Origin of the sequence: Pseudomonas sp. 2822-15 (assembly GCF_002742515.1) — a bacterium.
GTDB lineage: Bacteria > Pseudomonadota > Gammaproteobacteria > Pseudomonadales > Pseudomonadaceae > Aquipseudomonas > Aquipseudomonas salomonii.
Genome location: NZ_LJRY01000211.1, coordinates 1 through 25,371, shown reverse-complemented (window position 1 = coordinate 25,371; position 25,371 = coordinate 1). Strand labels below are relative to the sequence as shown.

Sequence of the window (25,371 nt, the reverse complement as noted above, 5' to 3'; positions counted from 1 at the left end):
CCCACACGCGGGGTCTTTTTTTGCCTGCGTTTTGCCTGTGTTTTGCCTGTGTTTTGCCTGAAAAGCCCGGTTTTATCATGCCAAGGTCGCTATGAGGACAATGCCCGATGCGCAATCCCACATCATGACTGTCAAATGTCCACTTGCAAGACCTGAGCTTGCGCTGTCATGTTTACGTCACCCAACGGTCTCACTATCGAGCGGTCCACCCAATAACAATTAAGGACGACTGAACATGCCCACGCAAAACCCGCACCGCACCGCTGGCCTGTGCACGTCCAGCAAGGTCTACAGCGCACTCACCGAACTCAAGCACCTTGAGGGCCACCGCAGCGCAAAATTTCTCGCGCTGCTGGCAGAAAACCTGGTGCGCAAAGGCCTGCTCAGCGAACAGGAAGTGGTGAACATGCTCGATCAAGTGGTCGATTGACGCCTGGCGTTAATGTTGACTATCGAGATGGGTGATTTTTCCTACGCGCCATCAGCCCGTAAGGTGACCCCCATAGCCATTGGAGGTCCCTATGCCCACTGTTCAAATCATGTCCGTTGTCGGCAGTGCCGTCCCCGCCCCGCTCCGGGAGCTTGGGTTATTGGCCTGCTGGTATGTGGTACGCGATGGCGAAACCATCAGCGGCCCTCTCACCTCACTGTCCGCTGCGCAACGACAGCAACAGCAGGTGTCGAACTTCAGGCTTCACGCCTGAAATCTATGGCAATGGCAGCTTGACCCGCGGTTTGCTTTCGACAAAAAGCGCCCAGCTGGACATAAACAGCGCCGCCACCAGCGGCCCGATCACAAAGCCATTCAAGCCAAACACCGACAGGCCGCCCAAGGTCGAGATCAGGATCAGGTAATCCGGCATCTTGGTGTCCTTGCCCACCAGGATCGGGCGCAATACATTGTCCACCAGCCCGATCACGAACACGCCGAACAAGCCCAGTACCACGCCCTGCCAGATCGAGCCACTCAACAGGAAGTAGGCGGCCACCGGCCCCCACACAATCCCTGCGCCGACCGCCGGCAACAACGACAGAAACGCCATCAATACCGCCCAGAGCAACGCGCTGGGAATGTCCAGGAACCAGAAGATCAAACCGCCCAGCGCGCCCTGGGTCACGGCGACCAGCACGTTGCCCTTGACCGTGGCGCGCACCACCCGATTGAACTTGAGTTGCAACCGGCGCTTTTGCGGCTCGGCCAACGGCACCGCCGTACGTACCTTGCGCACCAGTTCCGGGCCGTCACGCAGCAGAAAAAACAACAGGTAAAGCATGATGAAAAAGCTCACCAGGAAATCAAACGTGCCCTGGCCGAAGCTGAACGCCTGGGTGGCAAAGAACTGGCTGCCCTGCATCGCGCTCTTGACGATCTTTTCCCGCAGGCCCTCCAGGTTGCCCATGCCGAAGCGGTCGAGCAGGTGCTGAAAGTACGGCGGCAGGAAGTTCTTGAACTGTTCGATATAGCCCGCCACGTCCAACTTACCGCTTTCGATATTTTTGTAGAGGGTGGCGCCCTCTTGCACCAGCAGCACGCTGGTGATGATCACCGGCAGAATCGCAATCACCAGGCACACCGTCAGAGTCGCCAGCGATGTCAGGTTGCGGTTCCAGCTGAAGCGTTGCTGCAGGCGCCGCTGCATCGGGGCGAAGATGATGCCAAGGATGACCGCCCAGAACACCGCGCCGTAGAACGGCAGCAATATCCAGATAAAGGCGATGGTCACCAGGACCAGCAATAACAGCAGGGTTTTGAATTGAAGGTTGGTTTGGTTCATGTCCGGTCCATGTCAGAAAAGCAGAGGGCCTTCAGCGGCCCTGTTGCTTAGTCCGCGGCAAAACCTGGGAGTGCCCTTCAAGCATAGACCGCCTCACTGAATCGCCTTGGCCTCGGTCAACAGTGCCTGAACCGCCCGCGTATTCGGGCGTGTGCACGCCAATCATCCCCAAGCCGTTCGTAGCGGGTGGCGCAGATATTGACGTAGAACAGCCCACCACCCATACACGGCGATACAAACCGGCAAAAGCCCGACCTGGATCAATAAAAGCTCAGTCCAGCTCCCTTACCCTCGCGACCTTTTGCGACCTGAGCCCATGCCCCCCGTGATTGCCCCCGAACTGCTCGCCCCCGCCGGCACCCTGAAAAACATGCGTTATGCCTTCGCCTACGGCGCCGATGCGGTCTACGCCGGCCAGCCGCGCTACAGCCTGCGGGTGCGCAATAACGAGTTCGACCACGCCAACCTCGCGCTCGGCATCCAGGAGGCGCATGCACTGGGCAAGCGTTTCTACGTGGTGGTCAACATTGCCCCGCACAATGCCAAGCTCAAGACCTTCCTCAAGGATTTGGCCCCGGTGATCGCCATGGGCCCGGACGCGTTGATCATGTCCGACCCGGGCTTGATCATGCTGGTACGCCGTCACTTCCCGTGCATGCCAATTCACTTGTCGGTGCAGGCCAATACAGTGAATTGGGCCAGCGTCGAGTTCTGGCAGCAGCAAGGTATCGGCCGGGTGATTCTGTCGCGAGAGTTGTCACTGGAAGAAATCGGCGAAATCCGCCAACAGGTGCCCGCCATGGAGCTGGAAGTGTTTGTGCATGGCGCCCTGTGTATGGCCTATTCCGGGCGCTGCTTGTTGTCCGGCTATATGAACAAGCGCGATGCCAACCAAGGCACCTGCACCAACGCGTGCCGCTGGAAATACTCGGCCACGCCGGCGGTGGAGAACGCCACGGGCGATATCGTCCAGCACTGTGAACCGACCTTGGGTATCGGTGCGCCGACCGACCAGGTGTTTTTGCTGCAAGAAGCCAACCGCCCGGATGAGCAGATGCCCGCCTTCGAAGACGAACACGGCACTTACATCATGAACGCCAAGGACCTGCGCGCCGTGCAGCACGTGGAGCGCCTGACGCACATGGGCGTGCATTCGCTGAAGATCGAGGGCCGCACCAAGTCCCACTTCTACTGCGCGCGCACCACCCAGGTGTATCGCCAGGCCATTGACGATGCGGTGGCGGGCCGAGCGTTTGACCGCAACCTGATGACCAATCTTGAGTCCCTGGCCCAACGTGGCTACACCGAAGGTTTCCTGCGTCGCCATGTACACGACGAATACCAGAACTACCAGAACGGCAGCTCAGTGTCGGAGCGCCAGCAGTTTGTCGGCGAATTGACCGGCGAACGCCGGGCCGAGCTGGCCGAGGTCAAGGTGAAGAACCGCTTTGCCGTGGGCAATCATCTGGAATTGATGACACCGGCCGGCAACTTTCACTTTGACCTCGCCAACCTGCACAACGCCAAGGGCGAGGCCATAGACGTGGCGCCGGGGGATGGGCACACGGTGTATGTGCCACTGCCGAGCGACATGGACCTGCGCTTCGGCCTGCTGATGCGTGACGTCTAACGCAGGGGCGGTGACAGGCCTATTTGTATCAGCGCTAGGCACACATACGCTGAAGCCAGGGTTGATCAGATCCTGAACTGCCCCACCAACTGCCCCAGGCGCTGGCCCAGGTCCGCCAGGCTGCGCGAGGTTTGCGCGCCCAACTGGGTTTCATCGGCCACGCTGTCCACCGCCACGGCAATCTGATGCACGCTGCGGTTGATCTCTTCGGCCACGGCAGTCTGCTCTTCGGCGGCGCTGGCGATTTGCGCGTTCATCGAGTTGATGGTGCCGATCAACTGCGCCATGGTGTCCAGCGACGCACCGGCTTGGTTGGCCTGGGCCGAGGTGCCATCACCGGCATCGCTGGAGCGGCGCATGGCATCCACAGCGGCAACCGTGCCTTTTTGCAGGCGGTCGATCATGCCCTGGATTTCCTGCGTGCTGGTTTGCGTGCGGCTGGCCAGCGCGCGGACTTCGTCGGCGACCACCGCAAAACCACGCCCGGCCTCCCCGGCCCGTGCGGCTTCGATGGCGGCGTTGAGGGCCAGCAGGTTGGTCTGCTCGGCAATCGAACGGATCACGCCAAGCACGCTGACAATCGACGACACATCCTGCTGCAAGCTGTCGAGGGACACGCCGCTGCTACGAATGTCATTCACCAGTGCATGGATCTGCGCGATGCTGCCGTCCACCACCCGCTTGGCGGCCTGGCCTTCGGCGTCGGTCTGTTGCGCGGCGACGGCGGCGCCTTGCGCACTGCGTGCCACTTCGTGGGCCGCCGAGGACATTTGGTTGATCGCAGTCGCCACCTGATCGGTCTCGTGACGCTGGCGTTCCATGGCGGTTTCCGAGCGCTGGGCCTGCTCGGACACCTGGCTGACCAGCCCGGTGAGTTGCGCGGTCATTTCGGTGATCTGACGCACCAGGCCGTGGATCTTGTCGACGAAGCGGTTGAACGCGCCGGCCAATTCCCCCAGCTCATCCTGACTGGTGATGGCCAGGCGGCGGGTCAAGTCGCCCTCGCCTGCGGCGATATCGTCGAGGTTGGCTTTCATCAGGTTCAGTGGGCGCAAGATGGTATTGGCCACCAGCATGCCGACCGCAGCAATCACCAACAGCACCACCACCGCCACGCCGAGGATGCTCAGCAGCACGCCTTCCATGCGTTTTTCGACCTTGGCCTCGACCACCGCCACCTGGGCTTCGATGCCATCGAGGTTCACCGACGTACCAATCACCATGTCCCACTTGGGCAGGTACTCGGTGTAGCCAAGCTTGGGCACCAGCTCGGTCTGGCCAGGTTGCGTGGAGCTGTATTGCAGGTAGTGGGTACCGTCCTTGCCGACCTTGACCAGGTCGCGGTTGACGTAGACACCGTTGGGGTCGCGGTTGTCCTTGAAACTCTTGCCCACGCCGTCGGGGCTGTTGCCCTTGAACAGGCGGATGGTCTCGGAGTCGTAGCCGAAGAAGTAGCCGTCCTTGCCGTAAGCCGTGTTGGACAACAGCTTGACCACCTGCGCCCGCGCCGCCGTATCGCCGGGGGCGGCCGCGTCGTAGAGCGGCTTGATGGTGGTCATCGCCACTTCCACATAACCTTGCAGGGTGGCCTTGGCGTCGTTGAGCAGGCGCTGGCGGGTTTCATCCACCTCAGTGCGCGCCTGGCCCTGCAGGATCCACACCGTGGTCAGGCTGATAACCACGGCAAACAACAACACCGGCACAACGGCCAGGGACAGGACTTTGGCCTTCAAACTCAGACGCATGGCTTTTCTCTCTTATTCGTGGCGACTTGAGAGGTTAACGGCCAGTGGCGAAATATCTGTAGGACACCTGAACTTGGTGGCGACTGGGACTGTTGTGGCGAGCAGGCTTGCCCTGCGCTGGGCTGCGTAGCAGCCCCTTTTGAGGCGCCGTAGCCGTAACACGCCAGGCAGATCGAGGTGCCTGGATTCAGGACCGCTTCGCGCTCCAACGCAGGGCACGCCTGCTCGCCACAATTGAACCTGTTGCAGATACTAGAGGGTCATCGCAGCAATCCAGCCAAACGCCAGCAACGGAATGTTGTAGTGCAGAAAGGTCGGCACCACGGTGTCCCAGATATGGTGATGCTGGCCGTCGATATTCAAGCCGGAAGTCGGGCCGAGCGTGGAGTCCGACGCTGGCGAACCGGCATCGCCCAATGCACCCGCCGTCCCCACGATGCACACAATCGCCAACGGACTGAAGCCCAGTTGCACACACAACGGCACAAAAATCGCCGCCAGAATCGGCACCGTAGAAAATGACGAACCAATGCCCATGGTCACCAACAGCCCCACCAGCAACATCAGCAACGCACCCACCCCACGGCTATGCCCGATGAATGCCGCCGAGGCTTCCACCAGCGAACGCACGTCACCGGTAGCCTTGAGCACCTCGGCAAACCCCGAAGAGGCGATCATGATGAAGCCGATCATCGCCATCATCTTCATGCCCTCGGTGAACAGGTCGTCGGTGTCGCGCCAGCGCACAATGCCCGACACCGAGAAGATCAGAAACCCAGCCAGGGCGCCGATGATCATCGAGTCCAGCCACAGCTGAATGATAAACGCCGAGGCAATTGCCAGGCCGGCAACCAGCAGGGTCAGCGGGTTATACTGCACCGCCACTTGCTCGACGCGCTCGATTTTTTCCAGGTCATACACGCGCTTTTTGCGGTAGCTGATAAACACCGCCACCAGCAGACCGACCACCATGCCCAGCGCCGGCAAACCCATCGCGTGAGTAACGTTGACCTGGCTGATGTCCACGCCGCTCTTGGCCACGTTGGCCAGCAGGATCTGATTAAGGAAGATATTGCCGAAGCCCACCGGCAGGAACATATACGGCGTGATCAAGCCGAAGGTCATTACGCAGGCGATCAGGCGACGATCCAGTTGCAGCTTGGTCAGCACGTAAAGCAGTGGCGGCACCAGCAGCGGAATAAACGCGATATGGATCGGCAGAATATTCTGCGAAGCAATCGCTACCACCCACAACAGGCCGATCAGCAGCCATTTGACATGGCTGCCGCCGGTGGCTTCCTGGCGATCGACCAGCAGCAGCGCCTTGTCCGCCAACGCGTGAGCCAGGCCGGACTTGGCAATCGCCACCGCGAACGCGCCGAGCAAGGCGTAGGACAACGCCACGGTCGCGCCGCCGCCCAAGCCACCGTTAAAGGCCTTGAGCGTGGCCTCGATGCCCAACCCGCCAGTCAAGCCACCGACCAGGGCGCCGACGATGATGGCGATGACCACATGCACGCGGGACAAACTGAGCACCAGCATGGTGCCGACCGCGGCGATGACTGCGTTAATCATGGTTACCTCAAGCAAAAAACATAAAAAACAGACAGGCCCGCGACCGGGCGGCCATCGGGTGGCGTCCGTGTGCAGGCTTTAAGAGGTCTTATTAGAGGGCGCGCACTTTGCAGCAGGCGGGCCGTCATGTCAAAAAACGACGCCGTTTCAGGCTTTAAATTGAACGTTTGAATAAAGAAATATCCGGAACAGCCGATAAACGGGTCTCTCTGTGTTTTCAGGTAAGGATGTCCCGATGTCGCTTAGACAGCTCTCCATTCAATGGAAAATCACCCTGCTCGCGGGCTTGTGCCTGCTGGGGATCGTGACCCTGCTGGTGGGTTTGTCGCTGTTTCGCATGGAGCAGAGTTCACAGCAGGTCAAAGCGTCCAGCATGCAGATGCTCGACGCGTCCGCCCAGGCGCGTATCGAGGCCCAAGGTGAAGTGCAGGCGTTGGGCATTCGCCAGCAATTTATGGACGCCTATCAGTACGGCCATGGTTTTTCGCGCCAGGTGTTATTTTTGCGTGAACAGGCGGAAAAACGCTTCCTCGACGCCTTCGATACCCGCGAAGACCTGACCCGCCAGGTCAAGGCCGCCTTGCAGGCCAACCCCGATCTGCTGGGCCTGTCGCTGGTGTTTGAAGCCAATGCGCTGGACGGCAAGGACGAGTTGTTCGCCAATCAGGCAGAACTGGGCAGCAACAACAAAGGCCGCTTCGCCCTCTACTGGTCGCAGCCAACGCCGGGCAAACTCACCTCCATGTCGCTGCCCGAAAGCGACATGGCCGACGTCAGCGTCGGCCCCAGCGGCGAAAAAGCCAACGCCTGGTTCACCTGCCCACGCGCCACCCTGAAACCCTGCGTGATCGAACCGTACTTTTATGTGATCGACGGGCAAAAGGTGCTGATGACCAGCATCGTCTTCCCGCTGATGGTCAACGGCAAAGTCATCGCCTCGCTATCGGTGGACATCAACCTCAACAGCTTGCAGGCCGTGAGCCAACAGGCCAGTCAGAAGCTGTACGACGGCCAGACCCAGGTCAGCATCCTCAGCCCCACCGGTTTGCTCGCCGGCTACAGCCCGGACGCCGGCAAACTCAGCCAGCGTCTGGATCAGGTCGACAGCGCCAGCGGCGCGCAATTGATCAGCGTGTTGGCCAGTAATCCGCAGACCAGCAGCCTGCGTACCGGTCACCAACTCAAGGTGCTGGCACCATTCGCGCCGATTCCCGGCGGCAAGCCGTGGGGCGTGTTGCTGGATGTGCCGGAGAAAGTCCTGGTCGGCCCCGCCGAAACACTCAAGGCACAGTTGGACGCGGACAACGCCCGTGGCACGCTGCTGGAGTTGAGCCTGGGCCTGCTGGCGGCCGTGGTTGGCTTAGTGCTTGTGTGGTTGATGGCCCGCAGCGTGACCCGGCCGATCCTTGGCGTGGCGCGCATGCTTGAAGACATTGCCAGTGGTGAAGGCGACCTCACCCGCCGCCTGGCCTATGACAAACAGGATGAACTGGGCGAGTTGGCCGGCTGGTTCAACCGCTTCCTCGACAAGCTGCAACCGATCATTGCCCAAGTCAAACGCTCGGTGCAGGACGCCCGTGGCACTGCCGACCAGTCCGCCGCGATCGCCACGCAAACCAGCGCCGGCATGGAGCAGCAGTACCGCCAGGTCGATCAAGTGGCCACCGCTTCCCACGAAATGAGCGCTACCGCCCAGGACGTCGCCCGCAGCGCTGCCCAGGCGGCACACGCTGCTCGCGATGCCGACCAGGCCACCCGCGACGGCTTGAGTGTGATCGACCGCACCACCACCAACATCGGCAACCTGGCGGCGGACATGAGCACCGCCATGGCCCAGGTCGAAGGCTTGGCGGCCAATAGCGAGAAGATCGGCTCGGTGCTGGAAGTGATTCGTGGCATCGCCGAGCAAACCAACCTGCTGGCACTCAACGCCGCCATCGAGGCCGCCCGCGCCGGTGAGGCTGGCCGTGGCTTTGCGGTGGTCGCCGACGAAGTACGCAACCTGGCGCAGCGCACCCAGGAGTCGGTAGAAGAAACCCGCCGGGTGATCGAGCACCTGCAAAGCGGCACCACCGACGTGGTCGGCTCCATGGGCAACAGCTATCGCCAGGCCCAGGGCAGTGTCGAGCAGGTCGGCCAGGCGGTTACCGCCCTGCGCCAGATAGGCGAGGCGGTCACGGTGATCAGCGACATGAACCTGCAGATCGCCAGCGCCGCCGAACAGCAAAGCGCCGTGGCCGAAGAGATCAACAGCAATGTGGCGACGATTCGGGATGTGACTGAATCGCTGTCGGAGCAGGCCAATGAGTCGGCACGGGTGAGCCAGGCATTGAATAGCCTGGCGAATCAGCAGCAGGGGTTGATGGATCAGTTTCGGGTGTAATGATCGTTCCCACGCTCCGCGTGGGCACGCCTCCTGTGACGCTCCGCGTCACCCGTCGACAGCGGGACGCCGAGCGTCCAAGGCGGCGTTCCCACGCAGAGCGTGGGAACGATCTCAACGCTTGGGTAATTCGATCAGCACCTTGAGCCCGCCCAGTTCGCTGTCCTGCAACTGCAGCGTCCCTCCCCACACCTCGACGATGTCCCGCACGATCCCCAGCCCCAGGCCATGGCCGTCAATCTGCTCATCCAGGCGCGCACCGCGGCTGAGCACTTGCTCACGCTGGGCCTGCGGAATGCCGGGGCCGTCGTCTTCGACGCCCAGCAGAAAGCTGCGCGGGGTTTCGCTGAGCGTCAAACGCACGTCGGCGTCCGCCCATTTGCAGGCGTTATCCAGCAGGTTGCCGAGCAGCTCCAGCAGGTCTTCGCGGTCCCAGGGCAATTGCAGGCCGGGGTCGACGTGGTAGCTCAAATCCAGGTGTTCACCGTGGATCATGCTCAATGTGGCCAGCAGGCCGGGCAGTTCTTTTTCACAGTCGAACAGCGCGCCGGGCAGGGTTTCGCCGGCCAGGCGGGCCCGATTGAGTTCGCGGTTGAGACGTTGCTGCACTTGATCGAGCTGCTCGCGCAGCAGTTTGCCGAGTTCGGGGTGATCCTTGAGCGCTTCGCTGGAGGCCGCACTCAATAGCACCGCCAACGGAGTTTTCAGCGCATGGCCAAGGTTGCCCAAGGCATTGCGTGAGCGCTTGAGGCTGTCTTCGGTATGGGCCAGCAGATGGTTGATCTGCGCCACCAGCGGCTCCAGTTCCAACGGCACTTGGGTATCGAGTTGCGAGCGCCGGCCCTGTTGCAGTTGGGCAATCTGGTTGCGTGCCGTCTCCAGTGGGCGCAAGGCGCGGCGCACGGTGACCCGTTGCAGGATCAGCACCAGCAACAGCGCCGCCAAACCGATGATCAAGCCGATCTGGCGCATCAAGCGAAAGCTTTCGCGCACGGGCGTGTAGTCCTGGGCCACGCTGATGGAAATCAACTGCCCGAAACGCTTGTAGTCCGAACGCAACACCAGCAGTTGCTGGCGTTCCGGCCCCAGTTGCAGGTTGCCCTTGAGCCCCGGCTCGGTCAGGCGCGGCAGCTCCTGGTCCCACAACGAGCGGGAGCGCCAGTGAACGTCGGCAAAATCAATGCGGAAATAATGCCCGGAAAACGGCCGTTGGTAGGCCGGTGACAGACGCTGCTCATCCAACTGAACACCCTCGGGCCCACGCACCAGTGCCGCCAGCAGGTTCTCGCTGTCGTTGCGCAGCCCGGCTTCCAGGTAGCGCTGCAAACCGGCCTCGAACAACCACAAGCTGGTTTGCGCCAGCACCACGCCGACCACCACCATGACGCTGATCAACCCCAGGCTCAGGCGCCGCTGAATCGACCTCATGCCGGGGCGGCGCCAAACCGGTAACCCTGGCCACGCCGGGTTTCGATCACACTGCGCCCCAGTTTGCGGCGCAGGTGGTTGACGTGCACTTCCAGCACATTGGAGTCGCGTTCGGTCTCGCCGTCATACAAATGCTCGGCCAAGTGGCTTTTAGACAGGATCTGTTGCGGGTGCAACATGAAGTAGCGCAGCAGGCGGAATTCAGCGGCGGTCAGTTGGATCTCGTCGCCATCGCGCAACACACACTGACGCCCTTCATCCAGGTGCAGGCCGGCGGATTGCAGCGTCGGCTGGTTGGCCTGGCCGTGGGAACGGCGCAACAGCGCCTGGATGCGCAGGTAGAGTTCTTCGGGGTGAAAGGGTTTGCTCAGGTAATCGTCGGCGCCGGCCTTGAGCCCTTCGATACGTTCAGCCCAGGAATCGCGTGCGGTCAGCACCAGCACGGGGGTGGCCAAGGCCGCCGCGCGCCATTGCGCCAGCACCTCCAGACCCGGCAGGCCCGGCAAGCCAAGGTCGAGGATGATCAGGTCGTAGGGTTCGCTGCGACCTTGATACGCGGCATCGCGGCCGTCGGCCAGCCAGTCGACTGCGTAGCCCTGGCGCTGCAGGCCGGCCAGCAATTCGTCAGCCAGGGGTACGTTGTCTTCTACCAGGAGCAGGCGCATCAGTCGTCTTCCTTATCTTTGAGCAACTTACCGGTACTGGCGTCCAGCTCGATTTCGCGCACCACGCCGTCGACGGTCAACAACTCGATTTCATAGATATAGCGCACCGGCCTATCCTTGTGTTCCTCAAGCTCGGCGTCCAGCAGCCTGGCGCCGGGGTAGCGCTCCAGCGCCGGCCCCAGCAACTCTTCCAGCGGCGCGATGACGCCCTGCTGGCGCAGGCGCAGGGCTTCATCCTGCCCAAGGTCATGGGCCGACAGGCTTGCGCTGCTCAGTAGCAATACCAGCGCCACCTGACTGCCTGCGCGTAGATTTACCTTCATTACGTATCCTGATGTTCCTTGAGGGCGGCCCGAAGAGGGACATGGGCCACCACGGTACCCCTGACAACTTAACTGAAACTGAATTGCCACCATGGCAATTTTCAATCGGTAACCTTACCCACCGCTGCAGGATTTCTCTTATATTGCCTGTTCGCCGCAACCGAGACCTGTATGACTGCCATCCACATCAAGTTTCCCGCGCTGACCCTTAAGGCCGGCAAACGCGCTTTCACACGCATTCGCGAGCAAGGCCTTGTGCCGGCGGATGTCGGCATCCTACCCGGTGCGGCCGGTGGCCCCAAGGCGTTGGGCATTCAAGGCCTGGACCTGGCGCTGTTCGGCGATTGGCTGCCACGCGCGCCGCGTGAGCGCGCACTGATCGGCGCGTCGATCGGCTCCTGGCGGTTTGCCAGTGCGTGCCTGCCCGAACCGGTGCAAGGCTTGCTGGACCTCGGCCGACTGTATAACGAACAACGCTTCGCCAAGGGCGTGACCATGGCCGAAGTCAGCCGCAGCTGCCAACGCATGCTCGACGACCTGCTGGCTGGCCGTGATGCGCGGGTGCTGGACAACCCCGACTATCGCCTGAATATCATGGTGGTCAAGAGCCACGGCCTGCTCGCCGATGACCACCGTGGGCGACTGGGGCTGGGCCTGTCGTCGGTGATTGCCGACAACCTGCGTGGCCGTGCGCGGCTGTCGCGGCATTTTGAGCGGTTGATCATCCACGACCCGCGCCAGGCGCCTCCGGTGCATGCGCTGACGGACTTCCCCTCGCGCTTCCTCGACCTGCAGTTGGGCAACCTGCGCCAGGCGCTGCTGGCCTCCGGTTCCATCCCCATGGTGATGCAAGGCGTGCGCGACCTGCCCGGCGCAGGCACGGGCACTTACCGCGACGGTGGCCTGCTGGACTATCACCTCGACCTGCCCTATCACGGCGACGACATTGTGCTGTACCCGCACTTCACCGACCGGGTGATCCCCGGCTGGTTCGACAAGGGCTTGCCGTGGCGGCGCAGTAACCCGCAAGGCTTGCAGGATGTGCTGCTACTGGCGCCCTCCAGGGACTACCTGGCCCGCCTGCCCCACGGCAAGTTGCCGGACCGCAGCGACTTCAAGCGCTTTATGGGCGATGACTCGAGCCGCAACAAATACTGGCAAACCGCGATGAGCGAAAGTCGGCGGCTGGGGGATGAGTTTCTGCAACTAGCCGATAACGGCGAACTGGCCGAGCGACTGCAAGCTCTCTGACCCAGCGGTATGCGCGGCAAGGGGTCAAGCTGTTAAACTTTCCGCCTGCCAGATACCTGACCGAGCTTAAAATACTGTGGAAATCTTCAAAGATTCCACGGTAGCCTCCCGCCTGAAACCACCCCTTCCCAATTCCCTCCGTACAACCCAACAAACAAAAGCATTTGAGTATCACCGCGTACCACACGATACCTTCCCAATGGCAATTAGTTAGTACATCATCCAGTACATTGAAAATGGTTTTGAGAGGATGTACTAGTGGCACTCACGGACACAGCGGCCAGACAGGCCAAGCCAAAGGAAAAGGCATACACCCTCCCCGACTCCCTGGGTCTTTCGCTTTACGTGGCGAACAGTGGAATCAAAAGCTGGCACTTTCGGTTCACCTGGCTTGGAAAACAGGCAAGGATTTCTTTTGGAACATACCCGGAAACGGGCCTGAAGGAAGCGCGCGCTCGCAGAGATGAGGCGCGGGAAGACATTGCGCGCGGCGTAGACCCGCGCGAATCGAGGAAGGAAAAGAAGGCAGGATTGATTGAGGCTGGCGGTCGGACATTCCGCCGCGTGTACGATGAGTGGCTGGCATTCAGGAAGGGCAGCATATCGCCGGGCACCTACCGGATCATCAGCAATTTGATGGAACTGGATGTGCTTCCAACATTTGGCGGGCGGCAGATCGAGGCCATCAAGCGCGCCGACGTGATCGGCCTGATACGGCGCATCGAAAAGCGCGGCTCTATAGTCACGGCGGTAAAGGTTCGGCAGCGGATGGGCCAGGTGTTCAGCTATGCGATCGCCACCGGACTGATTGAATCGAACCCTACAGCTGAGATGCACGCCGTCACCGAGAAAGGCGCGCAGAACCGGCCGCATCCATTCTTGCCGTTCAGCGAACTACCCAAGACCATCGCCACCATTCAACAGTGCGTGTCAGGACACCAGTTGCGGTCGGCGATCATGCTGATGATTTACACCGCATCACGCCCGGGCGAGGTCAGGCACGCAGAATGGTCGGAGATCGATCTGGACGCAGCCACTTGGACAACGCCGGCGCAAAAGATGAAGGCGCGACGTGAGCATGCCGTGCCGCTGCCGGACCAGGCCGTTGAGCTGCTGAAAAGCATGCTACCCATCACTGGCGGCCTTCGCTATGTGTTCACGAACCGCAGTGATCCAACAATGCCGATTGGCACGAACTACGCCAATAACGTCATGGACCTCTGCGGGCTTACCGGCAAGCAGTCGCCCCACGGCTTCAGGCATCTATTCTCGACCGAGATGAACGGGCGCGGCTACAACCGCGACTGGATCGAACGGCAACTAGCCCACGCTGATAGCAGCTTTATCCGCGACGTGTACAACCATGCCGCGTATTTGGAGCAGCGTCGCGAAATGATGCAGGAGTGGGCGGACCTTGTGACGGCAAATACCTAACACCCCATATTGGGAGCGTTACGCAATCAAGCCATTGATTAAAAAATTTAATCATTCATATAACGATTGCAAAACATCGTCTTATCCGTGCTTTTGAAAAACGGTAAGACGTAGTCTTTAGCAGAGGTTTTGCGCAAACGCGTAGCCGCCCTCACGCAACACACACCTAGCGTGAACCATCTTCCTCCCTCATCAATTTCTTTGCTGCATTAGCGCCCGTTTGTGCATTTTTATTCGCTTCATCCATGCAGCTAGAAAGCTCCAGCCCCTCAAGACCTTGACAGTCTGTGGTCAGATAGGTAGTCGTATAATAATTCCATATCATTACACCGATCATCAGTAGCACGCATAGTCCTAACAGCACCAAAAATGCCTTAATCCCTTTCATATTTTCCCGTCCTTCCATATTTTTTTACTGGTCAGCCTCACAGCAATAGCAAAATACCATTACCAATCTCTGGCGTCCTGCCGAACGAATACAAACTCCCCAAAAAAACACCGGCTGCTAAGCTGTCCCTCTCCACCAGAGGAACATCAATGCCAAACTCCGACCTACTCCCTTCACTGCTCTCCAAACTTTACGAAAACCAGTTGGCCCTTGAAGCTTCCATCGTGGAAATAGCGAACTGGGTAGAGCAGCGCGGCTCTGCCGACGTGGCTGAGAATGTGCGCGGCGCCTTGCACACCATCGACGAGAACGAAGAGTTCATCAAGCTGACCCTGGCCGTTCTTATGGCGCCAGACTAAATGCCTCTCGTCGCCTCGAATCGCGCCCCAGCAATACCTCGATTACTGTATGCACATACAGCATTCGGATTAACTCAACATGAAGCTCGACGAAGACACCTGCGAGTGGCTTGGATGCCCTACGCCCCTGGAAATGTACCAGCACCAGTGCGCGCTGCTCGAGGACGAGCTGACCGCGACCCAGAAGCGGCTGACTGAGGCGCGCCGGAACATCGCCGGGCTGGTGCAGATGTGCGACCTGCTGGTCACCGGCAAGGCCACGGCCGAGGCTGAGCTGAAGAATGCGCTCGATCGCATTTCATCCATGAGCGATGAGGCACCGGACAATATGAGCTTTCGCCCCATCGACCTGGTTACCAATCAGCGCGACCACCTGTTCCGAGAGAATCAACGCCTGCGGCTTGAGCTGATCGTACTCAGGGGGCCACAGCCCTGACATACGCCTGGCACGCACGCAGCGCGATCACGGCGTTATCCCCGTCGTCGGTGATGGCGATAATTCGTTGCGCATGCGCTGGGTCAAGTTGGGCTCGACGGGCTGCATAAACCACGCCGACGGCGCCGGGGGCGGTAGGCACGTTGCAGCCACTGGCTGAATCCTCGACGAGGACTGACAGCCGGACATCAGCAGTAGCAAGCTGGTCACGCAGGCGAGCCTGGTTGCGCTGGGCATCGGATAATTCCTTGGTGTGCTGTTGGTCTTGGGTGGCGAGCTGATGCTCGGTGGCCAAGCGCTTGTCTTGCTCGGCCTGCTGCTGACGCCAGGCCTCGCCGGTGATTGCGTCGAGGTCTTTCTGGTGCGCGGCACCTTGCTCGCTGAGCTGCTCGGCGAGTTGCTTGCCCAGGCGCCAGTCCTGCACTTCCCAGGTGGCGACGGCTGTACCGGCCATCAGCACCAGGACCAGCAACACCAGACCGGCCAGCTTCTGCACCGCCGTCATGCCAGCACCTTCAACGCCCTGTCGTACAGCGCCTGACGTTCGGCCTGGCCGGTGAGCCCGCCATTGATTCGCTTAGTGATCTTCGCGAAGTCCTTCTGGTCTGCCAGGGTGTTCAGCCCGCGCGTCGACCAGAACCACGCTGCAGACATCGCGGCGTGCGGTGGCTGCTCGAGCAGTTCAGGTTGGTTGATCAGGTCGAGGCCCAGGGCTTCACCGCACGCAGCATAGTTCGCCCGGCCGGTGATCTGGATCAGGCCACGGCCACGGAACTTGTAGCCATCCCCCTTCACGGTGTTGCCCAGGTCAGAACGACCTTCATAGCCGAGTTGCTGCGCCGTCGGCCCCCAGATCTCGCGCACGTAACGCAACTGGCCAGACTCATGCCCGACCTGGGCGATGAACGCAGACACACGCAGAGTGCCGACAATGCCGTAAAGTCCCATGGCCGTATTCAGCACAGGAACAAAAACGCCGGCTTGGCGGCCGGCGTTGGGGAGGATCTGCAGCAGCTGCTGCTCGGTGATAGCCATGACTTTCTCCAGGCGAAAAAAACCGCACAAGGCGGGTGGTGGTCTACTTCCGCGTTTACGCGGGGAGATCTGGCCACTCAATCGTTTGAGGGTAATCCGGCTGGTCGGGAACTCGGCTCAGCGCCACGCGGTACTTCTTCCACGCCTTCAGGGCGGCCAGCCCGGCATCGGTGGCTTCGTCGACATCAACCGCATCCTGGAGTGGCACGATCGCGTAGTCGGCGGCGGAACGTAAGCGGGTGATTTCTTCCTGGGCAACTTCCAGCGGGTCAGCCGGCGGCGGGGGCAGTTCGGGCATCTCCTGAATCGGCAAAGCCTCGACTGCAACATGAAGGGTAATGCTGTTTACCAGGTCGGCAGGCTCGCCGTCTTTGGCAATACTCACAGCGAGCACACCGTCGTGGTAGTTGATCGCAACCGAGCAGGCCGCGTCGATCTGGTTCATGACGTAGCCCCAACCTTCAGGGGCCGGCGCCATCCCAAGTGTGCCGTAGACCAGGTACTGCCCTGGGCCTGGGTGTTCCGTGGTGATGGTGTTCACCCCCAGGGACGTGATGTCGATGACAGCACCGGTAGCGCCGAGGATGTTTACTGCTGCGCGAGTTGTCATTTAGATCGCCTTCAGTGTGCCGTCAGCGGCGCGGGTAGTATTTTGTGTCGAATAAAACGTTTGCCATGCGCCGAACGCGCCTGAGTTCACGACGCTACGCATTTTCAGGACATTCTGTCGCCAGTCGGCGAAGAGTTGGCTGGCATAAACCGGGTTACCGAAACTCATGGTAAGCATTGCCCCGTCTTGCGAACCTGGTGGCGTGTTACCCGTGAGAACGCAAAAATCCCAGCCGCCCAAGTACACCCTCGGGGTTGGATCAGACGCAACTCGAGCGCTCAGTGGGACGCCGATCCCTCGATCCCCCACCCTTAAAACCCTCCCGATAACGGCGTCGTCAGCGGACGTAGTAAGTGTCGCGTCTGCCGCCGTCCCGAACGCCGGACCAGTTCGTCCTGTCCCTCCTTTCTGCACAGGCAAGATATCGTAGTTACCCGTAGTGCCAAGAGCCGAAAGCGTGGCTCCCCACTGCTGAACCAGCAGATTCACTGCATCAGCCAGAGCCTTCGGGTACCCATTAACCGGCACGATTCCGTAGGCAGCACCCGCCAAAGTCGGGCCTCGGTAAGCCGGCGAGATCGACATCGACGTGTCGCTAGATGGGTTGACGACCTGATAAATGCCGTTGTCCGGCCCAACAAACATATCGCCAGATCGGCAATTGGAAAACTTTGTACCGTTACCAGTTACAACAGCATTGCCGTTCGTAACAGTAACAGTCCCCTCTGAGTACCAAGAAGCCATATTTTACTCCTAATTAGATATTTCGCTGCAAAGAGCGCGAACCTTATGAAAAGTCATGCTTGCATTTTGGAAAAGACAACAGGTAAATAAAGGCTATTTTGAACTGCTGCACCTATAGTAATCGCCCATAGACGATTGCTAGGAAAGTCCCACCAACAATATAAGCTAATATCTCTCGTCTGAGACCCTGCCATGTCCATAGAGAAGTTATTGATGAGCATATAGTCATTAGATGAGAAATCAAAAGGCACGCTAAAATAGGCCATTGGAAGGCCTTGGGCATCAGTCCCAGCAGTTATATAAGTCCATGTCTGTAAAGCTTTCGTAAAAACTGCAACAGGGCTACCCGTATCAAATACAAGCTTGTCTGATGCGTCATAAAGCTGCGCCCCATACTGCGCGCTTGGCGTTACTTGAAACCCAGCGGCAAAATAGTAGCCATTCGGTTGGGCACTTGTTGAGCTGTAAGCTCTTACATAGAACCCTGTCCAATTCCCCGGCGATCCTAAGATTAAAGCCCTGCAAAGTCCGGCGACTGCATTTACCTTATCAGGCTTCACGAAAACAAGCGGCGGCTCTTGGGATGTCACTACGCTTGAAAAATAGGTAGTAGACCCCAACCCTGACTCTTGGGTTGGGGCATACCTTCCTTTCGAAACAACAACTATTCTAGAAAACTCAGAGTCAACTGTTACCACGTCTTCGTTATTTATGTACTCAAAGCCGTAGATCATTAACGTACCCTCACAACGATAAGGCGCTGTGTCCCGAATGCGTATAGCCCGTTAACAGCTGTCCTATGCCCTCTCCACACCCGGACCGCGCCCACAAGCATTTCAGGCTCGAACTGCACTTGGTGCAACTGACTTCCCGCGCTGTAACTTGCGACTGGAACTACAACTGCGAAGCTGTTTTCTGGTGTGCTGCCCGGAACATCAAATGTTTGCGTTGATGCCCCGCCTCCACCTGAAAAGGTCACCAGAACCGACAGCACGGGCCGCATCGTGAAAGATGCAGGACCTAACAGTTGCACCCCGTTTTCGTCCCAAGTACCAAGACCAAATTCGGCCATTATGAAAGCCTCCCGAACTTGCCTCGTCTCTTCTCGGCGCCGTCGTACACGCTGATACCGGTGTTATCCAGTAAGGTCGAGCCTCCCACGCCCTCGCCTCGGACGATGAACGTGCCTGCTGGGATGTTGATCTCCAGTAGAGGCCGGCCCTTCGAGTCGACTGTTGGGGAGCGCAACACCATCCCAAGGATGATTTCCTGAATGATCGCCTTGCTGATGATCGCCGTATTGAACACGGCCTGGTCGTTCTCAATGACGAACATTGGGATGACCTTGCCGTCGATTTCGTTCACGACCGCCATCCGTTGAGCCATTATCAGAAACTCTGATTGCTCGCCATCCGAGCCAAAGGCCAAGCCGGTGACAACCTTCCTACCGCCCACGATCGTTTGAGCTTTCATCGTGGTCTGGGCCTGTACCTGCCCATCCAGAGTCACAAGCGTCTTGCTGACGTTCTGAACCGATGCATTCGTGTTGCCAAGCCCGGTCTGTACTGTATCAATCCGCTTGGCCTGCACATCAATCGCGGTCGCTGTCACCTCCTGCTGCGACTGAATCACCCCCTTGGCATCGTTGAGACTCGCCTGAAGAGTCGTAATCCTTTCGGCGGTTGAAAGCTCCCGTGTCGCCTCGAGCTTCACTTGATTGCTGAAGCTCGCGGCAGACTGCCAAGACCGGATGGCATTCGCCAATTCGCCTGAGTCTTCATCACCTCGAACGGACGCCCGCAACGCCTCGTTGCTCGAAGCCTGGGAGGTGATCTTCCCATCGAGGTTCGTGACTTTTGTGTTGAGGCCCGTGATCGCCTGGGCATTGCCGTTCGCCCTAACGTCAACAGCAGACAAATCGCTCTTGAGTTGGTTGATCTGCGCTGCTGAAGCCTCGCGGTTGCTCGCCACCACCTGCTCCAGAACGGTCAACGATGCCTTGTTATCGCCTACCTGCGCGCTGAGGGTGAGCAGTTGCTGGGCCGCCGCTTCAGTTTCGCTGGCTCGCGTTTTGCGCTCGACGGCGAGATCCGCCGTGGACGTCCACCCTTTGATTGCGTCGGCCAGATCGCCAGCGCCATTGTCACCTCGAGCAGCAGAACGCAAAGCCTCCACAGAGGTGGCGGTGGCCAACACCCTGCCGTCGATCTCTTCGATCGTGGTTTCGATGATCTGAACCTGAGATACCAGTGCATCCGTGGTCTCAAGGATGGTTCCGATATCGATCCAGTAAGCGGCGTCGGGAGGTGCCGCCCCAACCGGTACCGGGCCCTTCGCTTGGTACAGATGCTGGTCGAGCCGGACAATGTCGCCCTTCAGATAAGGTTTCGAAGGGTCGTAGGCGAGCGCGTCGTTCACCTGCTTGATCAGGTCCTCCAGTTCCTGCTTGGCTTCCTCGAGGCGTTCGTTCACAGAGCCTGGCCCGTCACCGGTGATCAGCTCGATCTCTTCACGCAAGCTCTGGTACAGAGCGCCCTTGCCGATTTTCTCGGCGTAGTAGGCCTCATAGTCGCTCTGCTTGGTGCTGGCCTGGCCATTGACTGCACCAGATACCGGGAAAAACGGGCCAATGTTGCCGGTCCGGTCCACCAGGCGAGCCCAGAAGAACAGCGTCGTGCCAGGTAACAGAGCATGCATCTCATGCTTCGCCTGCGGATAGCTGAAGTCGCTCAGCTTGATCGCGGTCGTCAGGTCAGCCGATTGGCTGTACCAGATTTCTGTGCGCTCGGTGTCCTCTGCACCTGGTGGGAAGCCCCATTGAATACCGATGCCATAGATCAGGCTGGTGGTGGTCAGGAACGACACCGCCGGCGGTAGGCCGACCTTCCCTTGCAAGTTGGTCAGGTTAGAGCTTTTCCAGATCGACGAGATTTCGAAGGCGCTCACCGAACGCACGCGGGCCAAGTAGGCGCCCGAATAGATGCCGGTTACGTCCACGCTCGTCGAACCGGTGCGCTGCACCTTGATCCAGTTGCCGCTATCCTTGCGCCACTCCACGTCATAGGCGGTCGCACCATTCACGGCAGGCCACGAAATGTTCATGGTGCTGATCGCGATGCCCTGGTTCACGGCGTAGCTCGACGTCAGCGTGACACTGGCCGGCGCCGGAACTACGGTGATAGGGATAACACTGATCGGCCTTTCTTCCAGGCGCGCGCCGGTGTCGATGTGTGCAAACTTGCTCGGGTCGTACTGCACGGCCGAGATCTCGAACACGCCAGGCTCAGGCCGGGCCACGCTCACAACCCGATACAGCGGGATGGCCAAGTCATCGGCATCCAGTGCCCACACCAGTTCAGGTTCGGGTGCCACAGAGTAAGCGACGGTCACTGTGACCTGACGTCCACTGACCAGTTGAACGGTACGCCCCTCACACTTGCCGTCGGGCAGATTGAGGATCAGCCGGTCACCGGGCTTGGCCTGTGTGTCTCGGTCGAGAGTGATGACCTTACCGTTTACCGCCGAGATACGCCCGCCCACCGGCCTACCGGCCAGCAGTTCGTCCGCGATCGGGATCACGTACCCAGGCAGCGGGATGCGACCGTCTAAGCCTACCTTGAAGGTCACGGCCCGATCCTTGGAGTTGGTCAGCAGCGCCCACTTCCCGCGGCGCTGGGCCTCGGATTCGCGAGTGCAGCCGATTGCGCTGATCTCGAGCGGGTTGTCGCCATAACGCCGCTGCAGCTTCTGGTCGGTCACCGCCGTGACGTCGGTGTCGTAGTTGTTCACCGGGTTGTCGTAGCTGATCAGCGCGCGGCTGTAACGGGTTCGTTCCGATGCGCTCGAATAGGTGAACTTGCCGTCGATCACGTTCGCCCGGGTATAGGCGAAGTCGAAGTCGGTAGCGCGCGGCATGTCCGACAGGGTGAATACTTGGCCTTGGGCCCAATAGGTCATGCCCCGGTAGATCGCCGAGATGTCGCGAAGCAGCGACCAGGCATCGGCCTTGCTTTGCAAGTTCAGGTTGCAGATGAAGCGCGGCTCCTGACCACCTTTACCGTCCGGAACCAACTGATCGCAATACTGCGAAATCCGGTAAAGCTCCCACTTGTCCACCATCCACGGCTTGATGCGGCGGCCAAGGCCGAAGCGATCGTTCGTGGTGATGCCGTAGGTGTGCCAGACAGGGTTATCGGTCCACGCTTCCTTGAAGGTGCCGTCCCAAATTCCGCTATAGCTGCGGGAGGCCGAGTCGTAGTTGCTCGGCACCTGCCATTTGCGGCCCTTACAGCGGATCGTTACGGCCGGGATGTTGCGGAACTGCTCTGCCGAAAACTCAATATAGAGCAGCGCGGTATTCGGGTATCGAATCTTCGCGTCGATCACCTCGGTAAAGCCGGCGACCTGCATGGTGTCGGAAATTTTATTGTTGTTCTGGTTGATAGTCAGCCGCGTGACGCGAATCAACCAACCGCTGTTTGCCTTTGGCAGGTCAATACGACGCGTGCGCTCATATATGGTCGTAGTCTTGCCGTCGACAGCCTCACTCAGAACCTGCTGATATGCGCCGCCGTCCGTTGCCAACTCGACCTTGTACTCAATCCGGTACCCGTTGATGTTGCCGCTGGCATCTACTGACTGGAGTGCAGGCCACGCAAGGCGCACACGCACAGCCGATAACTGGGTATTGGTGATCGCTCGAACCCACGGCGTGGTGCTACGAAGCTCGACGCCAATGGTGATTTCATTCTCGATAGACGGGATGCCCTGGATATAGGGCTGATCGACTGAGCCTGTCCGCCATTCCCACTTCACGTTGGGGAAGTTCATATTGCCTTGAGGATCTTGCAAGGGCGTGCCGTCAACGCGAATATCACTGGCGGTAGGCATGCCCTCAAAGTCACCCTCACCAACAGCTATAAGCATCTTCGCGAGCGCGATCGAGCGCAGACTGTCAGGAACTTCCGTCGGCGTTTTTGGCTTATCGGAGCCGCCCTTGGCGCCGTAGATGTCGAGCTTATGTGCTGCGCCCATGCTTTTCTCCAAGCAATAAAAAACCGGCTCATAGCCGGCTGCTGTGTTGCGGGTGGTTCTTACATCTGGTCTTCGGCGTAAATCCCAGCGCTAGCGATCGCGCCTCCCCAGTCCCTTTCGCCTGCGCAAAGCGGTACCGGGTTACCAGATGCAGTGGTGTTCTTGGCGCTGCCGAAGGCATAGCCGGGGGTGTTCTCTGGGGCGGCACTGGTTTTTAGGCCGCCGGCCTGGGGGCTGAGCATCTGGATAACGCCGCCGGCGACAAGGCCTATACCAGCACCTATAAGCGGCGTACCGAAAGGAGTGGCTGAGAAAATGACCCCAACCACGATTAGGATCGCGCCTACGATTGTTTGAAGAACGCCGCCACGCTTGCTACCAACCACCACGGGCGCAATTCGAATGTCGCCGGCTCCGCTGAAGCTCAGCTCTTTCTCGCCGATATTGCGCTTATCGCGAAATACGGCGAACTCTAAGCCCCGTGACTTGGCGTTTGATAGAAACCGCTCAAAGCCAGGGATTTGTACACATAGCGCCTTAATGGCCTCGGCGGGCGAGTTCACTGCAAGCCTGAAGGACTTCCCGAACTGACGTAGCTGCCCGTGCAGTCGAATGGTTGTCATTGGTTGGTAGTTGATCGCTGATGCCTGCATCTTTTTCTCCGGGCAATAAAAAACCGCCCGGAGGCGGCTTTATGATTTTCGTTTTTCAGTTGTAGTCGACATAGGGTCCGATGTAGAAGCCGGCCATATCTCCGCTGATTCGATAAAGGCTTTCCTTACCTGGCTGCACCGTTGCTGCGATGGTGCGGATTGCAGCACCTGCGCACAGACCTGATCCGGCGAGGCCGGCGCCTATATTTGGCGAGCCTGGCGGAAGATAAAAGGTCGCCCGCTGACCAGTACCTATTTTCGCAGCCTTGCGCCCATCTACATAGACGACGATATCGCAGCCAGAGCCGACGGCGCCGGAGTCACGCACAACCGTAATTTTCCCACTTTCGCCAGATGGCTTGGACTGGAAGGCATAAACCTCATCCGCCGGCACCGGCTTTGCGTCGCGCACTGAAATTGCCGTGGAGGCGCACCCCGCCAGCACCGCCACCGCTACCGCAGCTATCAAAATTCTCATGTCGTTCCCTCTTTGGTCTGGGTGATTACGGCAGTTCAATGCCCAAGCGCTCTTTAAAAATTTGCTTGCCATAGGCTTTCCCCAACTCGACAAGCATTCCCAGGCCTGCACCGCCAACCTTCTCGGCACCTTCCTTAGTTCGCCTCCACACTTCGCCATCACGTACCGCATCCAGAAACTCATGGCCACGATACGTCAGGCGCTTGGGCTGCCATTCAAAATGACCTATGCCGCCCAGGCTGATGCCCGAAAGCAATCCAGCCTCATCAAGAAGCATCACGTGATAGGAGAGTTCCTTATCTGACCTGCCTTCAATTTTCAAAGTCATCCAGCTCTGAGCATCGTCGTTAGCTTCGACGGCAAGCAGGATCTCGCGCACTATCTCTTTATCAAGTTTCATCATGGTGTCCTTGGGCGGCGAACCAGAATGGTAGCACTGGCTTTAGCCCAATGGCACACGTTACCTGGCCAGGCATCCAGCGTGGATGGAATGCCAGTGGCGCTTTTGGATCCAGTCATAGTAGCGTTATGACGCCATGCTTTGTGCATGGCTTTTCCTGTCATATTAGAGATAAAAATGATGCCGCCAGATGCAGAAGAGCTTCGCCGACGCACCGAAGAAGGTAAAAAGAACATTGAATTTCGGGATTTGATGGACTCCATTAACTACGACATCAATGACCAGACAAGATCAGGCCAATCGAGCACCGTATTCGTTTTGGGCAAAAACAATGCCGAATTTGCTGATGCTGTTTTGGAGCGCTTTTCGGAATCCGAATTGAGCGTCGAATACGACGAAGACACCACCAAACTGACTATTAGCTGGGAGCTCCCGGAGGGCGAAGAAGAGTAACGCTCTTCGAAGTGATCCCAGTTCTTCACCTGCAAGCCCAAGGACTGGGGTTGCGCCAATATCGGCGCGTTTATGACCTGGAGGTCAATGTGAGCGAGAAACAGGAGTTTGATTCAAGCGCTGTGATAATGGCGAATACTGACGCCATTAGCGCCGTGATTGCATGCCTAGCGAACAGCGGGAATCTTCATCCCCACCTTTTCAAAACCGCTTTAGCAGCAATCAAGGAAAAAGGTGAAAATCGCGAGACGAGTTTAAAAAACCACCCCCTTTACGATGGAACCATGAAGCTGTTCGTGGCTGCGGCTGAGAAAAAGCTCTAACGCAAAAAGTAAGATAGGCTGGTAGTCGTTCGCGATGAGTCAGCCCATCTTCATCAAAGACTCTTAATGACCCCTTTCGCGGCTTCAATTTTTTTATCAACGTCGCCTTTAAATACATCCGCCTGTGTGGCGAACTGAATTTCGTGTGCTATCGACCAATGCGGTGATTTAGCGTAAGCGTACGGGGAATACGCCTTGCGTAGATCAGCCAGGCATCCACTGATGCGGCAGTAGATGCTCGATCTCACT

Annotated in this window: 27 protein-coding genes and 1 pseudogene; 10 read left to right on the top strand and 18 right to left on the bottom strand. The window is 59.0% G+C overall.

Translation table 11 applies throughout. The features are described 5' to 3' along the window. Positions 1–235 precede the first annotated feature (235 nt). On the top strand, positions 236–430 hold the full coding sequence (locus AOA59_RS25270; protein ID WP_010211349.1) for a hypothetical protein: 195 nt from the start codon (positions 236–238) through the stop codon (positions 428–430). 91 nt (positions 431–521) lie between these two features. Then, positions 522–704 (top strand): hypothetical protein, encoded by a 183-nt coding sequence (locus tag AOA59_RS33235; RefSeq protein WP_099489491.1) that lies wholly within the window; start codon positions 522–524, stop codon positions 702–704. Between the two features lie 3 nt (positions 705–707). Here the strand turns inward: AOA59_RS33235 and AOA59_RS25260 are convergent, their stop codons facing one another. After that, entirely contained in the window at positions 708–1,775 is a 1,068-nt protein-coding gene (locus tag AOA59_RS25260) for an AI-2E family transporter (protein ID WP_065912354.1), read from the bottom strand. A gap of 316 nt (positions 1,776–2,091) precedes the next feature. Between AOA59_RS25260 and yegQ the strand changes: the two genes are divergently transcribed. After that, positions 2,092–3,405, top strand: a complete 1,314-nt coding sequence (gene yegQ, locus AOA59_RS25255) for a tRNA 5-hydroxyuridine modification protein YegQ (protein ID WP_099489490.1) — start codon at positions 2,092–2,094, stop codon at positions 3,403–3,405. 65 nt (positions 3,406–3,470) lie between these two features. Here yegQ and AOA59_RS33620 read toward each other — a convergent pair whose 3' ends face one another. The 3 genes and pseudogenes from AOA59_RS33620 to AOA59_RS25245 form a co-directional block, all read right to left on the bottom strand. Further along, on the bottom strand, positions 3,471–4,226 hold the full coding sequence (locus tag AOA59_RS33620; RefSeq protein WP_371318509.1) for a methyl-accepting chemotaxis protein: 756 nt from the start codon (positions 4,224–4,226) through the stop codon (positions 3,471–3,473). A gap of 102 nt (positions 4,227–4,328) precedes the next feature. Next, a pseudogene (locus tag AOA59_RS33615) lies at positions 4,329–5,150 on the bottom strand (cache domain-containing protein); the annotation flags it as partial. Between the two features lie 252 nt (positions 5,151–5,402). Continuing rightward, the gene (locus AOA59_RS25245) at positions 5,403–6,722 is read right to left on the bottom strand and encodes a Na+/H+ antiporter family protein (RefSeq protein WP_162238846.1); all 1,320 of its coding nucleotides are present in this window, start codon (positions 6,720–6,722) and stop codon (positions 5,403–5,405) included. 238 nt (positions 6,723–6,960) lie between these two features. On the opposite strand from AOA59_RS25245, the gene AOA59_RS25240 reads away from it, so the two are divergent. Next, entirely contained in the window at positions 6,961–9,108 is a 2,148-nt protein-coding gene (locus AOA59_RS25240; RefSeq protein ID WP_099489488.1) for a methyl-accepting chemotaxis protein, read from the top strand. A gap of 114 nt (positions 9,109–9,222) precedes the next feature. Here the strand turns inward: AOA59_RS25240 and AOA59_RS25235 are convergent, their stop codons facing one another. From AOA59_RS25235 to AOA59_RS25225, 3 genes are read right to left on the bottom strand one after another with little or no spacing between them, the layout of a single operon-like run. Continuing rightward, positions 9,223–10,536: a sensor histidine kinase gene (locus tag AOA59_RS25235; protein ID WP_065912346.1), complete on the bottom strand. Its 1,314-nt coding sequence runs from the start codon at positions 10,534–10,536 to the stop codon at positions 9,223–9,225. Then, positions 10,533–11,201 carry a response regulator transcription factor gene (locus AOA59_RS25230; protein ID WP_065912344.1) on the bottom strand — a complete coding sequence of 223 codons (669 nt, stop codon included), beginning with the start codon at positions 11,199–11,201 and terminating at the stop codon, positions 10,533–10,535. The genes AOA59_RS25235 and AOA59_RS25230 overlap by 4 nt, the downstream gene beginning before the upstream one ends. After that, on the bottom strand, positions 11,201–11,524 hold the full coding sequence (locus AOA59_RS25225; RefSeq protein ID WP_099489487.1) for a PepSY domain-containing protein: 324 nt from the start codon (positions 11,522–11,524) through the stop codon (positions 11,201–11,203). Before AOA59_RS25225 ends, AOA59_RS25230 begins: the two co-directional genes overlap by 1 nt. 171 nt (positions 11,525–11,695) lie before the next feature. Here AOA59_RS25225 and AOA59_RS25220 point away from each other — a divergent pair, with 171 nt between their 5' ends. Beyond that, entirely contained in the window at positions 11,696–12,775 is a 1,080-nt protein-coding gene (locus tag AOA59_RS25220) for a patatin-like phospholipase family protein (protein WP_099489486.1), read from the top strand. Between the two features lie 258 nt (positions 12,776–13,033). After that, positions 13,034–14,209: an integrase arm-type DNA-binding domain-containing protein gene (locus AOA59_RS25215; RefSeq protein ID WP_099489485.1), complete on the top strand. Its 1,176-nt coding sequence runs from the start codon at positions 13,034–13,036 to the stop codon at positions 14,207–14,209. Positions 14,210–14,375: 166 nt separating this feature from the next. On the opposite strand, the gene AOA59_RS25210 is transcribed toward AOA59_RS25215, so the two are convergent. Further along, entirely contained in the window at positions 14,376–14,597 is a 222-nt protein-coding gene (locus AOA59_RS25210; protein WP_099489484.1) for a hypothetical protein, read from the bottom strand. 149 nt (positions 14,598–14,746) lie between these two features. Between AOA59_RS25210 and AOA59_RS25205 the strand changes: the two genes are divergently transcribed. Both AOA59_RS25205 and AOA59_RS25200 read left to right on the top strand, forming a co-directional pair. Then, positions 14,747–14,956: a hypothetical protein gene (locus tag AOA59_RS25205; RefSeq protein WP_099489483.1), complete on the top strand. Its 210-nt coding sequence runs from the start codon at positions 14,747–14,749 to the stop codon at positions 14,954–14,956. Positions 14,957–15,035: 79 nt separating this feature from the next. Continuing rightward, positions 15,036–15,392 carry a hypothetical protein gene (locus AOA59_RS25200; protein ID WP_099489482.1) on the top strand — a complete coding sequence of 119 codons (357 nt, stop codon included), beginning with the start codon at positions 15,036–15,038 and terminating at the stop codon, positions 15,390–15,392. Here AOA59_RS25200 and AOA59_RS25195 read toward each other — a convergent pair. The 9 genes from AOA59_RS25195 to AOA59_RS25155 form a co-directional block, all read right to left on the bottom strand. Then, the gene (locus AOA59_RS25195; protein WP_099489481.1) at positions 15,373–15,897 is read right to left on the bottom strand and encodes a lysis system i-spanin subunit Rz; all 525 of its coding nucleotides are present in this window, start codon (positions 15,895–15,897) and stop codon (positions 15,373–15,375) included. The genes AOA59_RS25200 and AOA59_RS25195 overlap by 20 nt on opposite strands. Next, entirely contained in the window at positions 15,894–16,427 is a 534-nt protein-coding gene (locus tag AOA59_RS25190) for a glycoside hydrolase family 19 protein (RefSeq protein WP_099489480.1), read from the bottom strand. The genes AOA59_RS25195 and AOA59_RS25190 overlap by 4 nt, the downstream gene beginning before the upstream one ends. Positions 16,428–16,482: 55 nt before the next feature. Then, positions 16,483–17,037: a tail fiber assembly protein gene (locus AOA59_RS25185; RefSeq protein WP_099489479.1), complete on the bottom strand. Its 555-nt coding sequence runs from the start codon at positions 17,035–17,037 to the stop codon at positions 16,483–16,485. Continuing rightward, entirely contained in the window at positions 17,038–17,781 is a 744-nt protein-coding gene (locus AOA59_RS32725) for a hypothetical protein (RefSeq protein ID WP_178076292.1), read from the bottom strand. It lies immediately after the preceding gene. Positions 17,782–17,834: 53 nt separating this feature from the next. Continuing rightward, positions 17,835–18,515 carry a hypothetical protein gene (locus tag AOA59_RS25175; RefSeq protein ID WP_099489478.1) on the bottom strand — a complete coding sequence of 227 codons (681 nt, stop codon included), beginning with the start codon at positions 18,513–18,515 and terminating at the stop codon, positions 17,835–17,837. A 337-nt stretch (positions 18,516–18,852) separates the two neighbouring features. After that, positions 18,853–22,815 carry a DUF1983 domain-containing protein gene (locus AOA59_RS25170; protein ID WP_099489477.1) on the bottom strand — a complete coding sequence of 1,321 codons (3,963 nt, stop codon included), beginning with the start codon at positions 22,813–22,815 and terminating at the stop codon, positions 18,853–18,855. A 59-nt stretch (positions 22,816–22,874) separates the two neighbouring features. After that, complete coding sequence (locus AOA59_RS25165; protein ID WP_099489476.1) at positions 22,875–23,468, bottom strand: tail assembly protein; 594 nt, start codon at positions 23,466–23,468, stop codon at positions 22,875–22,877. A gap of 55 nt (positions 23,469–23,523) precedes the next feature. After that, positions 23,524–23,946 (bottom strand): hypothetical protein, encoded by a 423-nt coding sequence (locus AOA59_RS25160; RefSeq protein ID WP_099489475.1) that lies wholly within the window; start codon positions 23,944–23,946, stop codon positions 23,524–23,526. A gap of 25 nt (positions 23,947–23,971) precedes the next feature. Then, positions 23,972–24,346: a DUF2513 domain-containing protein gene (locus AOA59_RS25155; protein WP_099489474.1), complete on the bottom strand. Its 375-nt coding sequence runs from the start codon at positions 24,344–24,346 to the stop codon at positions 23,972–23,974. 177 nt (positions 24,347–24,523) lie between these two features. Between AOA59_RS25155 and AOA59_RS25150 the strand changes: the two genes are divergently transcribed. Next, positions 24,524–24,799 (top strand): hypothetical protein, encoded by a 276-nt coding sequence (locus tag AOA59_RS25150; protein ID WP_099489473.1) that lies wholly within the window; start codon positions 24,524–24,526, stop codon positions 24,797–24,799. An 89-nt stretch (positions 24,800–24,888) separates the two neighbouring features. Next, positions 24,889–25,122 carry a hypothetical protein gene (locus AOA59_RS25145; RefSeq protein WP_143522810.1) on the top strand — a complete coding sequence of 78 codons (234 nt, stop codon included), beginning with the start codon at positions 24,889–24,891 and terminating at the stop codon, positions 25,120–25,122. Between the two features lie 53 nt (positions 25,123–25,175). Here the strand turns inward: AOA59_RS25145 and AOA59_RS32845 are convergent. Next, positions 25,176–25,371 (bottom strand): hypothetical protein (locus AOA59_RS32845; RefSeq protein WP_218212207.1); only part of this gene is annotated, 196 nt, incomplete at its 5' end.